General features: G+C 71.4%; 14 protein-coding genes. 4 read left to right on the top strand and 10 right to left on the bottom strand.

Translation table 11 applies throughout. The annotated features are described in order from the left end of the window. Positions 1–151: 151 nt before the first annotated feature. The gene (locus KBX46_RS29775) at positions 152–1126 is read right to left on the bottom strand and encodes an endonuclease domain-containing protein (RefSeq protein WP_210795279.1); all 975 of its coding nucleotides are present in this window, start codon (positions 1124–1126) and stop codon (positions 152–154) included. A 398-nt stretch (positions 1127–1524) separates the two neighbouring features. Between KBX46_RS29775 and KBX46_RS29770 the strand changes: the two genes are divergently transcribed. Then, a complete protein-coding gene (locus KBX46_RS29770; RefSeq protein ID WP_210795283.1) occupies positions 1525–2604 on the top strand; it encodes an AI-2E family transporter in 1080 nt (359 codons plus the stop codon). Between the two features lie 4 nt (positions 2605–2608). Here the strand turns inward: KBX46_RS29770 and KBX46_RS29765 are convergent, their stop codons facing one another. The 7 genes from KBX46_RS29765 to KBX46_RS29735 all read right to left on the bottom strand — a co-directional run bounded on the left by KBX46_RS29765 (position 2609) and on the right by KBX46_RS29735 (position 9062). After that, positions 2609–3406 (bottom strand): alpha/beta hydrolase, encoded by a 798-nt coding sequence (locus KBX46_RS29765; protein ID WP_179780722.1) that lies wholly within the window; start codon positions 3404–3406, stop codon positions 2609–2611. 135 nt (positions 3407–3541) lie between these two features. Then, the gene (locus tag KBX46_RS29760; protein ID WP_307847214.1) at positions 3542–3865 is read right to left on the bottom strand and encodes a hypothetical protein; all 324 of its coding nucleotides are present in this window, start codon (positions 3863–3865) and stop codon (positions 3542–3544) included. A 44-nt stretch (positions 3866–3909) separates the two neighbouring features. Beyond that, positions 3910–4977, bottom strand: a complete 1068-nt coding sequence (locus tag KBX46_RS29755; protein ID WP_210795277.1) for a hypothetical protein — start codon at positions 4975–4977, stop codon at positions 3910–3912. Then, positions 4974–5468, bottom strand: a complete 495-nt coding sequence (locus KBX46_RS29750; protein ID WP_210795275.1) for a SigE family RNA polymerase sigma factor — start codon at positions 5466–5468, stop codon at positions 4974–4976. The genes KBX46_RS29755 and KBX46_RS29750 overlap by 4 nt, the downstream gene beginning before the upstream one ends. A 40-nt stretch (positions 5469–5508) precedes the next feature. Continuing rightward, positions 5509–7299, bottom strand: coding sequence for a 3-hydroxyacyl-CoA dehydrogenase family protein (locus KBX46_RS29745; RefSeq protein WP_210795273.1), 1791 nt, complete (start codon positions 7297–7299; stop codon positions 5509–5511). A 159-nt stretch (positions 7300–7458) separates the two neighbouring features. Beyond that, the gene (locus KBX46_RS29740) at positions 7459–8529 is read right to left on the bottom strand and encodes an alpha/beta fold hydrolase (RefSeq protein WP_374225037.1); all 1071 of its coding nucleotides are present in this window, start codon (positions 8527–8529) and stop codon (positions 7459–7461) included. A gap of 116 nt (positions 8530–8645) precedes the next feature. Continuing rightward, positions 8646–9062: an FHA domain-containing protein gene (locus KBX46_RS29735; RefSeq protein ID WP_088949895.1), complete on the bottom strand. Its 417-nt coding sequence runs from the start codon at positions 9060–9062 to the stop codon at positions 8646–8648. Positions 9063–9317: 255 nt separating this feature from the next. Between KBX46_RS29735 and KBX46_RS29730 the strand changes: the two genes are divergently transcribed. Both KBX46_RS29730 and KBX46_RS29725 read left to right on the top strand, forming a co-directional pair. After that, the gene (locus tag KBX46_RS29730; RefSeq protein ID WP_088949896.1) at positions 9318–10814 is read left to right on the top strand and encodes an aldehyde dehydrogenase family protein; all 1497 of its coding nucleotides are present in this window, start codon (positions 9318–9320) and stop codon (positions 10812–10814) included. A gap of 79 nt (positions 10815–10893) precedes the next feature. After that, the gene (locus tag KBX46_RS29725) at positions 10894–11553 is read left to right on the top strand and encodes a class I SAM-dependent methyltransferase (RefSeq protein ID WP_210795270.1); all 660 of its coding nucleotides are present in this window, start codon (positions 10894–10896) and stop codon (positions 11551–11553) included. Between the two features lie 30 nt (positions 11554–11583). Here KBX46_RS29725 and nucS read toward each other — a convergent pair whose 3' ends face one another. Next, positions 11584–12243 carry an endonuclease NucS gene (gene nucS, locus KBX46_RS29720; protein ID WP_088951983.1) on the bottom strand — a complete coding sequence of 220 codons (660 nt, stop codon included), beginning with the start codon at positions 12241–12243 and terminating at the stop codon, positions 11584–11586. Positions 12244–12314: 71 nt separating this feature from the next. Between nucS and KBX46_RS29715 the strand changes: the two genes are divergently transcribed. Beyond that, positions 12315–12932 (top strand): DUF4126 domain-containing protein, encoded by a 618-nt coding sequence (locus KBX46_RS29715; RefSeq protein ID WP_210795268.1) that lies wholly within the window; start codon positions 12315–12317, stop codon positions 12930–12932. A gap of 15 nt (positions 12933–12947) precedes the next feature. On the opposite strand, the gene KBX46_RS29710 is transcribed toward KBX46_RS29715, so the two are convergent. Beyond that, a complete protein-coding gene (locus KBX46_RS29710; RefSeq protein ID WP_210795266.1) occupies positions 12948–14954 on the bottom strand; it encodes a protein meaA in 2007 nt (668 codons plus the stop codon). Between the last annotated feature and the right edge of the window lie 140 nt (positions 14955–15094).

The following is a 15094-nucleotide window of genomic DNA, read 5'->3' as shown; positions in this document are numbered from 1 at the left end:
ACCGCAACGACTCACTCGCAGCCCGACCCAACCCGATCTGCTCCCGCTCAAACGGACTCAACCTCGACGCCATAACCACCCCAACGAACATCACGGAAGGGTGTTGCAACCACCAGTTGAGCCCGCCCCGTTGACGGAAACTGTCCGAGATCTATTTGTGCGCCGGACGGCGCTGGGATTGGGTGGGGCTCCAGCCGGCTGCGACGAGGGCCCGCCGGACGGTGTCGGCGACCTCGTCGGGGCGGGCGCGGACCAGCCAGGCCGGAAAGCGCAGGATCCGGTCGCCGCTGGTCCAGACGTCGTTCTGCCGACGCATGTCGTCCGCCCACTGCCGGGCGTCCATGTGGTGCGCGCCGTCGATCTCGACCTGCACCCGCCACTGACGCCAGTACGCGTCCAGCCAGCGGTTGCGGCCCGCCGCGTCGACCCGATGTTCCTGAAGATCAGGGACGGGCAGCCGATGCCGGCGACAGAGGCGCAGGAAGTCGATCTCGGAGAGCGCCTGCGCGCCGCCAGCGATGTCATCGACGGTCTGTTGGATCAGGTGCCGGCGCGGTGCTCGGGGGAGGACGTCGAGCACCGCCTGCAACTCCTCGGGCAGCACCCGCCGCTGCTGACAACCGGCCGCCAGCACTCCCTGCGCCTCGTCCACACGGGCCGCCCATCCCGCCGCGTCGACGAGTGCTCTGGCCGTCGTGGTGCGTGGTGGACGGGCGAGTTGCCGATGCGAGTCCGGCAGCACTGACGTGCGATGCACCAGCACTGCGGGCATGTCGATCGGGAGGCGACGCAGCGAGGTCCGCGCAGCACGGCGGGCGGCCGGCACCAGCACGTGCAGTGGCTCGCGGCGCAGCCCTCGTACCCCGGCTTCGGTGGCGGCCGTCACCCCCGCCAGCATCGCACCCGGTCCAGCTGCCAGCACCGCGACCCAGAGCTGTTGGTCGCGGTTCAGGCGACCGTTACCGGTCAGCAGGACGCCGCGGCAGATCGACCGCCACCGGCCGGAGCGGATTCGCCCGCGCACCGTCCCCTCGCTGAGCAGGCCGGACACCTGCGCGGTGGTCAGCACGCCCGCCTGCTCGAAGGCGAGCCAGTCGAGTGCGTCAGCGTCGTCGGCCGGCAGCATCCGAACAGCTTTCACCGCCGGGAAGCCACCACACCACCAGATCATGGACAGTTTCCGTTACGCGCTAACGGAAAGTGTCCAAGATTTACGCGTCGGCGGGAGCTAGACGATGTCGGGTGGTGGGTCGAGGCACGAACGGCGGCTGGTCGGGCACACGGAACACCAGGTTGACGGCCTTGTGGTCGATAGCGACCATGAAGTCGCTACGCTGCTGACGCGCTGAGAGATGATCAGAAACAGCCGTCGCTGCCGCCGGTCGTCCGACGGCCTGAGCCGGGAGGTCCCTGGTGCCACAGCACGACCCGTCGGCTGGCGATCCGGACGCGACGCCCGATCCCCCGTCGACCGAAACCGCACCGGTCGACACACCACCGCCGGTGCCGGTCCCCGCTCCGGGAATCGACCCGGACGAACCGCCGGCCGTCCCGTCCGGAAAGTTCGGCACTCCGGGGCGCCCGCTGCGCCGCAGCAGCTTCCTGATCGGCTTCACCGGCGCGTTGGGCGTGCTCCTGGCGTACACCCTTTATCTGGGGATTCGCAATGCCGGCGGCATCCTGGTGCTGGTGGTGATCGCGCTCTTCCTGGCAGTCGGTCTCAACCCGGCGGTGGTCCGACTACGCCGCTGGGGCGTGCCGCACGGCCTGGCGGTGGCGGGGGTCGCGTTGACCGTGGTGCTGCTGCTCTGCGGCGGCGTGGTCGCGCTGGTCCCGCCGATCGTCACCCAGTCGGGGCAGTTCATCGACCAGATCCCGAGCCTGCTCGACGAGTTGCGCCGCAATCCGACGGTCAACGACCTGGTGGAGCGGTACGACGTGGTGGAGCGCGTGCAGGGCGCTGCCAACGCGCAGACCATCGGGCGGGCCCTCGGCGGGGTGCTCGGTGGTGCTCAACTGATCTTCGGCACGGCGTTCCGGACGCTGACCGTGCTGGTGTTGACGATCTACTTCCTGGCCTACTTCAACAAGCTGCGCTCGCTGGGCTACTCGCTGGTGCCCCGCACTCGGCGGGAGCGGGTGCAGCTGATCGGCGACGAGATCCTGGCCAAGGTCGGCGCCTACATGGTCGGGGCGCTGAGCATCGCGGTGCTGGCCGGCGCGACCACCTTCGTGTTCGCGTTGATCGTCGGCCTGCCGTACCCGTTCGCGCTGGCCGTGGTGGTCGCGGTGACCGACCTCATCCCGCAGATCGGCGCCACCCTGGGCGCGGTGATCGTGAGCCTGGTCGGCTTCGCGTCCGACCTGCCCACCGGCATCGCCTGTGCGGTCTTCTTCCTCATCTACCAGCAGGTGGAGAACTACCTGATCTACCCGAAGGTGATGCGGCGCTCGGTGGAGGTCAACGAGGTGGCCGCCCTGCTCGCCGCACTGCTCGGGGTGGCGCTGCTGGGCGTGGTGGGCGCGTTGATCGCCATCCCCACGGTGGCCGCGCTGCAACTGATCCTGCGCGAGGTGGTGCTGCCCCGCCAGGAGCGGCGCTGAGCCGTCAGTCGCCCGGCTGCGGCACGGGCGTGTCCGCGAACGAGGCCACCGTCCGGTCGGCGTACGCGCTGACGTCGCCGGCCTCCATCGGGCCGTCCCAGGTCGTCGGGAGCGGCACCTCGACGGCCGGGTTGACCCGCCGGACGATCTCGTCGAGCACCGTCTCCGCGTCGCCCACCCAGAGGTGCTTGGCACCCGGGACGCCCACCACCTCGGCCTGCGGCACGGCAGCGAACCGCTCCCGCGCCTCGGTCGGGCGCAGGTAGTCGTCGAACTCCGGCACCAGCGCCGTCAAGGGTCGACCCGAGGCGGCCCAGGTCGCCAGGTCCTCCGGGGCCGAGAAGCGCAGCGGCGGGGAGAGCAGGATCGCACCGGCGATCGCCGGGTCGCAGCCGTACTTCAACGCCAGGTCGGTGCCGAACGACCAGCCGACGAGCCAGATGTTGGGCAGCTCGGCGAACTCCGCGTACTCGATGGCGGCGGCAACGTCGTACCGCTCCCCCACCGCGCCGTCGAACGCACCCTCGCTGGTGCCGCGCATGCTGCTGGTGCCCCGGGTGTTGAACCGCAGCACGGCCAGGTCGGCCAGCGCGGGCAGCCGCCAGGCCGCCTTGCGGAACACGTGGCTGTCCATCATCCCGCCGTGCGTGGGCAGCGGGTGCAGGCAGACCAGGGTGGCCACCGGCGGCCGGTCGGCCGGTAGTGCCAACTCGCCGACCAGCCGCAGACCATCGGCGGTGTGCAGCTCGATGTCCTCCCGGCGGCCGGGCAGGATCGACGACGCGCGGATCGCTGTGCTCACCGCCCAAGTCTGGCGCGAAGTCGCCGCCACCGCCCGCCCAGGCGGCAACAGGGTGATCCAGGTCGCTCAGCCCTGGCGCCGGGGCGCCCCGGCCGGGTCGCTCAGCCGTGGCGCGAGGCGGCCCAAGGCAGTCGCTCAGTAGCGCGGGGCGCCCCGGCCGCGCTGCACCGCCGGGCCGCGTCGCTCCCTGGCACGCCAGCAACCGCTGTGCCAGTGCCGCCGGTCGGTCAGATCACCCAGACCGTCTGCCGGCCAGGCCACCAGGTGCGCCACCCCGGGTGGGATCTCCTGGTTACAGCCGGGGCAACGGTACGTCTTGACCGACGCGCCCGCCCCGATGCCGCGCACCTGCCAGGCGCCGTCGGTCCACTGCTGCACCGAGGCGACACCCTGCCGGACGCGGTCGGCGTCCAGGTTGGCGTTCTCGTCCCGGCGAGGGCGATTGCGACGGGGGCTCACGGTCACCAAGCGTACGGTCCGTCGGAGCGGACGGCCCGGGGCGGTCACCAGGTCGCGGGTCGGTCCAGGTGCTCGGCGACCCGCACCCCGAGCAGCACTGTCGTCGCGTCCGCCTCGCTGAGACTCAGCTCGTGGTTCAAGGCGGTGAACAGCTGGGCCCGAGGGATGTCCAGGAGTTCCAGCCGGGCGACGGCGGGGTCGTATGCGGTGTCGTGAGCGGGGTCGTAATAGGCGGGTCTACCGTCGATCATCCGGTTAGCCGGCGCCTTGGCCATCAGGGTGGTGCCCGCGTACTGGAACTCGACAGTCACCCCTCTGCCCTGGTCGTCGCTCACGCGCAGCATCACCGCGTACGCCGCCGGGAAGGTGCCCACGACCATCGAGCAGGTGGCGAACTGGACACCGGCCGGCAGGTCGGTCAACCGAACCGGACCGGCGCACCCGTACGCCCGATCGAGCCGCAACGCGGCGGCGGCTTCGTACAGGGGGCTCTCGTCCGGGCCGGACACGCTGGCTGCGGCGTACACGCCGGGAGTCGGCTGCCAGTAGCGTCGCCAGATCGGCACACCGTCCGGCCCGTCTGCGTGTGCCACCGTTCCGTCGTAAGGGTTGCCAGGGAGTCCCTCCACCGGCGGTGGGGTCCAAGCACCGATGGTTCGCAACAACTCGGCCGAGGTCAGCTCTACGGTGACCGTCCGGCCACCCACGTCGATCTTCGCGGTCTCCCTGCCGCCGCCGACGTTCCACTCCAGGAACCGGGAGCCACCCGGGGCGAGGCCGATGTGCAGCAGCGCGGGATCCTTGCCGATCTGGTCAGGCCGGGCCGCCGCACCCGGAGCGCCGGCCACCAGCGGCGGCAGGAAGGCAACAGTGGTCTCGGCCGAGCCGGGAGTGACAGTGGGACCGAGGCCGGGCAGGCCACCCAACGGCCCGGCGACCACGCCGGCACCGAGCAGCGCGATCACGCCCAGGGTGGCACCAGCGGAGACACGCCGCCGACGTACCCGGGTACGCCCCCGGCGCACCGCGCCGACCAGCAGCCGGTCGGTGTCCACGGTGCCCTCGGCACGGTCCCGCAGGGTTTGGACGATCCGCTCGTCGAGGTCGGTCACTGTCGGCTCCCGTTCGTGGCCGGGGCACCGCAGCGCTCCCGGAGGTTGGCGAGCGCCCGCATCGCGTGGGTGCGGACGGTGACCGGCGAGCAGTCCAGGATCTGGGCGATCGTCGCGTCGTCGAGGTCCTCGTAGAAGCGCAGCACCAGCACCGCCCGCTGGCGTTCGGGCAGGCCGAGGATCAGCCGCCACATCTCGTCCCGGTCGGCCGCCTCGCCGCCCAGGTCGCCACGCTGCGCCCGGTCGGCGAAGGTGTCGACGACCAGTTCGCGGCTCGACCGGCGTCGCCACCAGGAGTTGTTGGCGTTGACCAGCATCCGACGGACGTACACGTCGGGCCGGTCGGCCCGCGAGATCTTGCGCCAGTGCACGTACGCCCGGGACAGCACCTCCTGGGTGAGGTCCTCGGCCCGGTGCTCGTCACCGGTCAGCAGCCGCGCCAGCCGGATCAGGGCCGGGCCGCGGCTGCCGACGTACTCCTCGAAGGTCACATCCCTCAGACGCGGCCGGGCCCCTCCGGCGTTGACCCCGTCAGCGGTGCGAGTGGTCGCGGAAGCCGCGGCGGGTCTTGCGGCCCAGGTAGCCGGCGGTGACCAGGTGCTCCAGCAGCGGCGCGGGCGCGAAGCCCGGCTCGCGCAGCTCCAGGTACAGCTCGCGCTGGATCGCCAGCGACACGTCCAGCCCGACCACGTCGAGCAGCTCGAACGGGCCCATCGGGTAGCCGCAGCCCAGCTTCATGGCGTGGTCGATGTCGTCGGCCGTCGAGTAGCTGGCCTCCAGCATCTTCACCGCGTCGTTCAGGTAGGGGAAGAGCAGCGCGTTGACGATGAACCCGGACCGGTCGCCGCAGACCACGCCGGTCTTGCCGAGGGTGGCGCAGACCGCGCGGGCGGTGGCGGTGGCCTCCGGGGAGGTGCGGATGGTGCGGACCACCTCGACCAGCGGCATGACCGGTGCCGGGTTGAAGAAGTGCAGCCCCACGACGTCGGCCGGCCGATGGGTGGCCATCGCCACGTCGATCACTGGCAGCGAGGAGGTGGTGGTGGCCAGCACGACGCCCGGCTTGCAGATCTCGTCGAGGCTCGCGAAGAGGGCCTTCTTGACGCTCAGCTCCTCGACCACCGCCTCGACCACCAGGTCGACGTCGGCGAGGTGGTCGAGCGTGGCCGACCAGCTGATCCGGCCGAGCGCGGCGTCCCGGTCGGCCTCGGCGAGCTTGCCCCGCACCACGCCCTTGTTTAGCGAGGTCTTCACGGCCTCGCAGACCTTCGCGGACTTCTCCATGCCGCGGGTCACCGAGACGACCTCGTAGCCGGCCTTGGCGAAGACCTCGATGATCCCGGTGGCCATCGTCCCGGAGCCCACCACGCCGACCTTCGTGATGGCCCGCGCGCCGTCGGCGACCGCGGCCTCCGTGGCCAGCGGCGTCGCCTCGTCCGGTACGACCACCGGCGAACCGGGCCGCTCGTAGGTGTAGAAGCCCCGACCCGACTTCCGGCCGAGCAGCCCCGCCGTGACCATCTGCTTGAGCAGCGGCACCGGGGCGTGCCGGCGGTCCCGCCCGCCGCGCCGGTACATGGTGTCCAGGATCTCGTACGCGGTGTCCAGGCCGATCAGGTCCATCAGCGCCAGCGGGCCCATCGGCAGGCCGCAGCCGAGCTTCATCGCGGCGTCGATGTCCTCCCGGGTCGCGTAGTGCGCCTCGAACATGCCGACCGCGTGGTTGAGGTAGCCGAACAGCAGCGCGTTGGCGATGAAACCGGCCCGGTCGTTGATGGTGACGTCGACCTTGCCGAGCCGGGCGCACAGCGCCTCGACGTCGGCGACCACCTCGGGCGAGGTGACGACAGTGCGGACCACCTCGACCAGCTTCATCACCGGCGCGGGGTTGAAGAAGTGGATGCCGATCACCTGGTTGGGCCGGCTGGTGGCCACCGAGATCTCGGTGACGCTCAACGAGGAGGTGTTGGTGGCGAGGATCGTCTCCGGCCGGCAGACCCGGTCCAGCTCCGCGAAGATCCGCTGCTTGAGGTCCAGGTGCTCGGGCACCGCCTCGATGACCAGGTCGACGGAGTGCAGCGCGTCCAGCCCGACCGCGAAGTGCACCCGCTCGTGCAGGGCGTCGCGGTCGGCGGCGGCGAGCTTGCCCTTGGCGACGGCACGATCGGTGGAACCGGCGAGGGTGGCCCGGCCGCGCTCCAGCGCCGGCTCGGAGATCTCGACGGCCACCACGTCGATGCCGTTACGGGCGAAGACCTCGACGATGCCGGCACCCATGGTGCCCAGCCCCACCACGCCAACGGTGCTGAAATCGCGCGCCACGACCGGCCTCCCCAGAGACTCCGCACGGCCACTGAACGGCCGCTAAGGTTATGCGCGCGAGTCTGCCACGTGACGCTGGGTTGTCGAGACGCCGTGGGATATTTCACCCACACCGCCGCAGGGTGCAGGGACGCGGCGGACCTGGTGCTCAGACCGCCGTCAGGCGGTGGGCACGGTGGTCAGGGCCAGCAGCTCCGCGACAAACTCCGCCGGGCGCTCCAGGTGCGGGCTGTGACCACAGCCGGGAAGCACCACCTCGTGGTACGCGCCGCCGGCCGCCGCGTACCGCTCCAGCACCGCCCGGGTCTGGCCGACCATCGGCTGCGGTGGGCAGGCGTCCTCGCCCGGCCAGGCGGGCACGAGACCCAGCGAGCCCAGGTACGCCAGGTCGAACAGCGAGGTGTCCGAGACGATGACGTCGGCGTCGCCGCGTACCCAGGTGACCGGGGGCTTCTCGGCGACGGCCACCAGCTCGTCGGCGAGCCGGAAGAAGGTCGGCGCGAGCGCGTTGAGCACGCCTCGCTCCCCCGGTGCGGTGCCCGGCCAGTTCTCCGAGGGCACCGCCGTGCCCGGGTAGTTGTCGTCCCCGGTGGCGGTGGAGAGCACGGTGTCCAGCAGCAGATCCTCGTCCTCGACCAGCGAGGCGGGATCGGCCACGTAGGTGGCTCGCAGCACGGCACGCGGGCTGGCCGGGGCGTCCGCGCTGCGGTCACCGGCCGCGAGCCGGGCGACGAAGTCCGGGTTGGCCGTGCCGGCGCCGGTGCCGGCGAAGTCGGGGGTGGTCGGCGTGCCGGTCAGGTCACGGGTGCCGCCGAAGCCGTACGGGGAGACCGGTGCCGCGAGCAGCAACGCGCCCACCCGGTGCGGATGGTCGACCAGCAGTCGCATCGCCACCCCGCCACCGAGGGAGTGCCCGACCACCACCGGGCGGGCGTCGACACCGAAGAGCGTCGGGTCGTCCAGCAGGGCCGCCACGTCGTCGGCGAAGTCGCGCAGGCCCCGGGTGGCGTCCACCGGTGCCGTCTCGGAGTCGCCGTACCCCCGCAGGTCGGGGGCGACCACCCGCAGCGTCGGCGGCAGCCGCCGCACCAGCGGCTCCCAGAACAGCGCTGACGAGCAGTTGCCGTGGATCAGCAGCACCGGCGTGCCGTCCGGCGGGCCGGCCACCCGTACCGCCTGGGTGATGCCGTTAGCCGTCACGGTCCGCTGCTCGGTCTCCATCCGCGGCATGCTGCCATGCGGGCCCCCGCCGGTCCAGGTGTCCGGCAGACACCCGGGGCGCGCACCGGGTGTGGTCCGCACTCAGCCCCGGCGTGTGCCGAGTGGGAGGAAGGGGCCCTCCCGTCTCAGCGACGCCCGCTCGGCGGCGCGGCCAACGGCAGCGGCAGCGTCGGTCGGACGTCCCGCCGCGACGGCCCGAAGCTGAGCCCCACCGGGTCGGTGAGCGCCACACCGGGATCGAACAGGCGCAGCTCGGTCCGGCCGAGCCGGATCACGTCGCCGTCGGAGAGCAGCTCGACCTCGCTGATCCGTCGGTCGTTGAGCCAGGTGCCGTTGGTGGAGCCCAGGTCCCGCAGGGACGGCCCCTCCGGGGTCAGCCACACCTCGGCGTGCCGACGACTCAGATGCGGGTCGGCGATGACCACGTGGCCGGTCGGTGCCCGACCGATCACCTGCGGCTCGCCCCGCAGTCGAAAGCTCGCACCGCGCATCGGCCCACCCGCGACCGTCAACAGCGGCATCAGTTCCGGATGTTCCTCCATGGAAAGTCAGCCCTCCACCCCACACCGTCACTCCGCGCGTCAGCCTGCCATCAGACGGTAATCGTCAATACCGACCGGCCGGTCAGCCTCTCGTCACCTCCCGGCCACCTGCCGTTCGACGATTCGGGCGGACCGCACCGGCCACCGCTACCCTGACCTGCACTGATCAACGATCGGTCGGGGTGGAGCGACTCCCGTCCCGCCGCCCGGATCGGGGACCTACCAGCGAGTAGTTTTCGGGTCTAGACTTCCGTCATGACGGCTGTGCATGTCCCGGGGACCCCGGTCATCGAGGAGGGCCAGCTGGTTTCGACCAGCCCGGCCACCGGCATCGAGGCCGGTCGCCTCCCGATCGCCACCGACGACGAGGTGCGCCAGGCCGTCGACCGCGCCCGGGCCGCCGGCGAATGGTGGGCCGGGCTCGGCTTCACCGGCCGCCGCGACCGGCTGCTGCGGTGGCGCGCGCTGCTCGCCAAGCGGATCGAGCAGTTGGCCGAGCTGGTGCACGTCGAGGGCGGCAAGCCGGTCGCCGACGCGATCGTCGAGATCGTCACCGCGATCGAGCACATCGACTGGGCCGCCCGCAACGCCGGCCGCGTGCTCGGCCCACGCCGGGTGCGGTCCCGGCTCATCCTCGCCGAGTTCTCCGGTCACCTCGAATACCAGCCGCACGGTGTGGTCGGCGTGATCGGGCCGTGGAACTATCCCGTCTTCACTCCGATCGGCTCCGCCGCGTACGCGCTGGCCGCCGGCAACGCCGTGGTGCTCAAGCCCAGCGAATACACGCCCGCCGTCGGCCAGTGGCTGGTGGACAGCTTCGCCGAGGTGGTGCCCGAGCACCCGGTGTTCACCGCCGTGCACGGGCTGGGCGACGTGGGTGCCGCTCTCTGCCGCTCCGGGGTCAACAAGGTGGCCTTCACCGGCTCCACCGCGACCGCCCGCAAGGTGATGGCCGCGTGCGCCGAGACGCTGACCCCGGTGCTGATCGAGGGCGGCGGCAAGGACGCCATGATCGTCGACAGCGACGCCGACCTGGACGCCGCCGCGGAGGCCTGCGTCTGGGGTGGCATGACCAACGCGGGCCAGACCTGCATCGGCATCGAGCGGGTCTACGCCGTCGACTCGGTCTTCGACGCCTTCGTCGACAAGGTGGTGGCCCGCGCCGGTCAGCTGACCGTCGGGCCGGAGGGCACCGACATCGGCCCGATCACCATGCCCCGGCAGATCGACGTGATCCGCCGGCACATCGACGCCGCGATCGACTCCGGTGGGCGCGCCGTGCTCGGTGGCCCGAGCGCCGTGCAACCGCCGTACGTCCACCCGACCGTGCTCGTGGACGTGCCGGAGGAGTCGGCCGCCGTCCAGGAGGAGACCTTCGGCCCCACGTTGACCATCAGCCGGGTCCGCGACGCCGACGAGGCCGTCACCCGCGCCAACGCCCTGCCGTACGGCCTGGGCGGCTCGGTCTTCGGCCGACGGCGCGCGGTGGCCATCGCCCGGCGGCTGCGCTCCGGAATGGCCTCGGTCAACTCCACCCTGACCTTCGCCGGCATGTCCACCCTGCCGTTCGGCGGGGTGGGCGACTCCGGCTTCGGGCGGATCCACGGGGAGGACGGGCTGCGCGAGTTCGGTCGGGCCAAGGCGATCACCCGGCGTCGTGCCCGGTCACTGCTGCCGTCGATGACCTTCGAACGGACGCCGACCGACGTGGCCCGGCTCGTCAAGGCGATCAAGGTGATGTACGGAAGGTGAGTGTCAGATAGCCGATCTTCAAAGAAGATCGGCGAATCGACATGTGTGTACGGGTGGTTACGGCGGTACATTGCGTTAAATGGGCCCCAATCGATTGCGCTACCGCCTTGTCGACAGTGACCAGTCGTGGAGCGCCCGGCGACGTCGGCACCGTTCGGACTGGCTGGCGCGCACCTTCCCCGACATCGGCGACATGCACGTGGTCGATCTCGGCGGCCGGCTCGGCACCTGGCACCGCGCCACCGTCCGGCCGGCTCGGGTGACAGTCGTCAACCTGGAAAAACCCCCGGCCGTCGTGCCGGAGTGGGCCCACGTCGAGCAGGCTGACGCCTGCGACCTCCCTGCGCGCCTCGCCGGGCGCAGCTTCGACATGGTCTTCTCGAACTCGGTGCTGGAGCACGTGGGCGGGCACGAACGCCGGTTGCGCTTCGCCGCCGCCGTCCGCTCGCTGGCCGACCGGCACTGGGTGCAGACGCCCTACCGCTACTTCCCCATCGAGCCACACTGGATCGCGCCGGGCATGCAGTTCCTACCGGTGCGGCTGCGCACCGCGTTCGCCAGGCGGTGGCCGTTGGGGCACAAGCCGACCCGCAGCCACGACGCCGCCATCCACCAGGTGCTCTGGACCGAGCTGCTGGACCGCTCGCAGATGCGCCACTACTTCCCGGAGTCGGCCATGCTGGTCGAGCGGGTGTTCGGCCTGCCCAAGTCGCTGATCGCGGTGCGTACCGGGAGCTGAGCCGCTCAGACCTGCCGGGAGCTGAGCCGCTCAGAACAGCGTTAGCTCGTCCTTCTCGATGCCCCGCAGCTTGTCGTAGTTCACGACCACACACCGGATGCCCCGGTCGGTGGCGAGCACCCGGGCCTGCGGCTTGATCTCCTGCGCCGCGAAGACCCCGACAACCGGGCTGAGCAGCGGGTCACGGTTCATCAACTCGAGGTACCGGGTCAGCTGCTCCACCCCGTCGATGTCGCCACGACGCTTGACCTCGACGGCGACCGAACCGGAGTTGGCGTCCCGGCACAGCAGGTCGACCGGGCCGATCGCGGTCATGTACTCGCGGCGGACCAGCGTGAACCCCTCACCCAACGCGCTGGGGTTGGCGGCCAGCAACTCCTGGAGGTGCGCCTCCACCCCGTCCTTGCGCAGGCCGGGATCGACACCCAGCTCGTACGAGGTGTCCTGGAAGATCTCCTCCAGGGTGATCCGCAACTCCTCGCCAGCCTTGTTGACCACCCGCCACACACCGGGGGCCTCCTCCAGCCGACATGGCGGGCTCATCCAGTTCAACGGCTTGTACGCCCGGTCGTCGGCATGAATCGACACCGACCCGTCCGCCTTCACCATCAGCAACCGGGTGGCCAGCGGCAGGTGAGCCGAGAGCCGTCCGACGTAGTCCACCGAGCACTTCGCAATGACCAACCGCACCCGACGAGGGTAGCTGAGCACCCACCGGTCGCCAGCGAGCGGCACTGGCGCGTCGATGCGATGCTGAGAACGTGTTCGAAGTTCTCACCGGCACTGGCCTCGCCGCATCGGCGGGCCTGAACGCCTACATACCCCTGCTCATCCTCGGTCTCCTCGGCCGTTACACCGACCTGATCGACCTGCCCAGCGGCTGGACCTGGCTCGGCAACGGCTGGGTCATCCTCATCATGGCGGTGCTGCTCGCCGTCGAGATGGTGGCGGACAAGGTGCCCGTGGTCGACCACATCAACGACATGGTGCAGACCGTGGTCCGGCCCACCGCCGGCGGCCTGGCCTTCGGCGCCGGATCCTCGTCGGAGACCGTGACGGTCAGCGACCCGGGGAGCTTCTTCTCGTCCCACCAGTGGGTGCCGGTCGTCACCGGCGTGCTGCTGGCGTTGGGTGTGCACCTACTCAAGTCCGCGGCACGACCCGTCATCAACGCGACCACCGCCGGGTTCGGCGCCCCGGTCGCGAGCACCGCCGAGGACGCCACCAGCGTGGTGGTCTCCCTGGTGGCGATCATCCTGCCGGTGTTGGTGCTCGTCTTCCTGGTCGGTCTGGTCTTCTTCGTCTTCTGGTTCTTCCGCCGACGCTCCGAACGCCGCCGGGAACGCGACGCGGCCCGCGCCGCCGGCTTCCGCGTCTGACGCCTGATCGACGGGTCAGGGCAGGTCGTTGGCGCGGCGGATGACGGTGACCAGGTCGTCGATGATGCCGGTGAGGGCGAAGTCCTTCGGGGTGAAGACCCGGGCCACCCCGGCGGCCCGGAGCGTGTCCGCGTCGCCGGCGGGAATGATGCCGCCCACCACCACCGGCAGGTCCGCCCGGCCGGCGGCGCGCAGCCCGTCGAGCACCGCCGGCACGGCGGCCAGGTGTGACCCGGAGAGCACGGACAGCCCGACCAGGTCGACGTCCTCCTCGACGGCGGCGGCGACGATCTGCCCCGCCGTCAGCCGGATGCCCTGGTAGACGACCTCGAACCCGGCGTCGCGGGCGCGTACAGCGATCTGCTCGGCGCCGTTGGAGTGCCCGTCCAGGCCGGGTTTGCCGACCAGCAGCCGCAGCCGGCCGCTGCCCAGCTCGCGGGCGGTGGCGGCGACCCGCTCGCGGACGGCGGCCAGGCCGGGGTCGCCGCCGCTGCCGGTGGCGCCGGCCAGGCCGGTCGGTGCGCGGTACTCGCCGAAGACCTGGCGCAGCGCGCCGGACCACTCGCCGGTGGTCACCCCGGCCCGCACGCACTCCAGGGTGGCCGGCATCAGGTTGGTGGTGGTCGCGGCGTCCGCGCGGAGCCGGGCGAGGGCCGCGTCGACGGCGGCCGCGTCCCGGTCGGCCCGCCACCGGCGTACGCCCTCGGTGGCGGCCGCCTCGACCGCGGGGTCGACCTGCTCGACGGCTTCCGCGCCGGCGGCGGTCAGCGGGGAGGATTCGGTTTCGGTGTACCGGTTGACCCCGACCACCACGTCGGCACCGGACTCCATCCGCCTGCGGCGTTCGGCCAGCGACCCGACCAGCGCGCTCTTGAGGTAGCCGGTCTCCACGGCGGCGACCACGCCGCCCAGCTCCAGCACCTTGTCCAGCTCGACCCGCGCGCCGGTGACGACCTCGTCGACCAGCGCGGTCATCACGTGCGAGCCGGCGAAGAGGTCGGGATATTCGAGCAGATCCGACTCGTACGCCAGGACCTGCTGCATCCGCAACGACCACTGCTGGTCCCAGGGGCGGGGCAGGCCCAGCGCCTCGTTCCAGGCGGGCAGCTGCACCGCGCGGGCCCGGGCGTCGCGGGACATCGTCACGCCGAGCATCTCCAGCACGATGCGCTGGATGTTGTTCTCCGGCTGCGCCTCGGTGAGGCCCAGCGAGTTGACCTGCACCCCGTAGCGGAACCGGCGTTGTCTGGCCTCGGTGACGCCGTACCGGTCCCGGGTGATCTCGTCCCAGAGCACGCCGAACGCGCGCATCTTGGCGATCTCCTCGACGAAACGCACCCCGGCGTTGACGAAGAACGAGATCCGCTGGACCACGTCGCCCATCCGCTCGGCCGGCACCTGGCCGGAGTCACGGACCGCGTCGAGGACGGCGACCGCGGTGGCCAGCGCGAAGCCGACCTCCTGCACGGGCGTGGCCCCGGCCTCCTGGAGGTGGTACGAGCAGATGTTGACCGGGTTCCACCGGGGCATCTCCCGCAGCGTGTACGCCACCACGTCGGCGGTGAGCCGCAGGGACGCCGCTGGCGGGAAGATGTACGTGCCCCGGGACAGGTACTCCTTGATGATGTCGTTCTGGGTGGTGCCCGAGCAGCGGGCCAGCTCGGCGGCCTGCTCCGTCGCCACGGTGCCGTAGAGGGCGAGCAGCCACATCGCCGGGGCGTTGATGGTCATCGAGGTGTTCGTGTCGGCGAGCGGGATGCCGTCGAAGAGCGCCCGCATGTCGCCGAGGTGCGCCACCGGCACGCCCACCCGGCCGACCTCGCCGGAGGCCAGCTCGTGGTCCGGGTCGTACCCGGTCTGGGTGGGCAGGTCGAAGGCGACCGAGAGGCCGGTCTGCCCCTTCGCCAGGTTGCGGCGGAAGAGGGCGTTGCTCGCGGTCGCCGACGAGTGGCCGGCGTAGGTACGCATCACCCACGGGCGGTCCCGCTCGGGCAGCCGTCCCGGAAATGCCGTCTCGTCCATGGCCGGAGTTTAAGTTACCGCCCAGTAAAAGGGGCTGTGGAAAACCACACAGGTCCATGTCGGGGACATCCGGGTGCGAAGCACCCGCAGTGGCGCGCACCGCCACACCCCGGGCACCGGGCCAGCAGGGTCAGGACGCA

Origin of the sequence: Micromonospora sp. C81 (assembly GCF_018070425.1) — a bacterium.
Classification (GTDB): Bacteria; Actinomycetota; Actinomycetes; order Mycobacteriales; family Micromonosporaceae; genus Micromonospora; species Micromonospora zamorensis.
This window is presented reverse-complemented; position numbering and strand designations above follow the sequence as displayed.

Coding starts and splice junctions, on each gene's coding strand:
- KBX46_RS29775 (WP_210795279.1), bottom strand. CDS start 1,126: ATGCTGCCGGCCGACGACGCTGACGCACTCGACTGGCTCGCCTTCGAG.
- KBX46_RS29740 (WP_374225037.1), bottom strand. CDS start 8,529: ATGCCGCGGATGGAGACCGAGCAGCGGACCGTGACGGCTAACGGCATC.
- KBX46_RS29735 (WP_088949895.1), bottom strand. CDS start 9,062: ATGGAGGAACATCCGGAACTGATGCCGCTGTTGACGGTCGCGGGTGGG.
- KBX46_RS29730 (WP_088949896.1), top strand. CDS start 9,318: ATGACGGCTGTGCATGTCCCGGGGACCCCGGTCATCGAGGAGGGCCAG.
- KBX46_RS29725 (WP_210795270.1), top strand. CDS start 10,894: ATGGGCCCCAATCGATTGCGCTACCGCCTTGTCGACAGTGACCAGTCG.
- KBX46_RS29710 (WP_210795266.1), bottom strand. CDS start 14,954: ATGGACGAGACGGCATTTCCGGGACGGCTGCCCGAGCGGGACCGCCCG.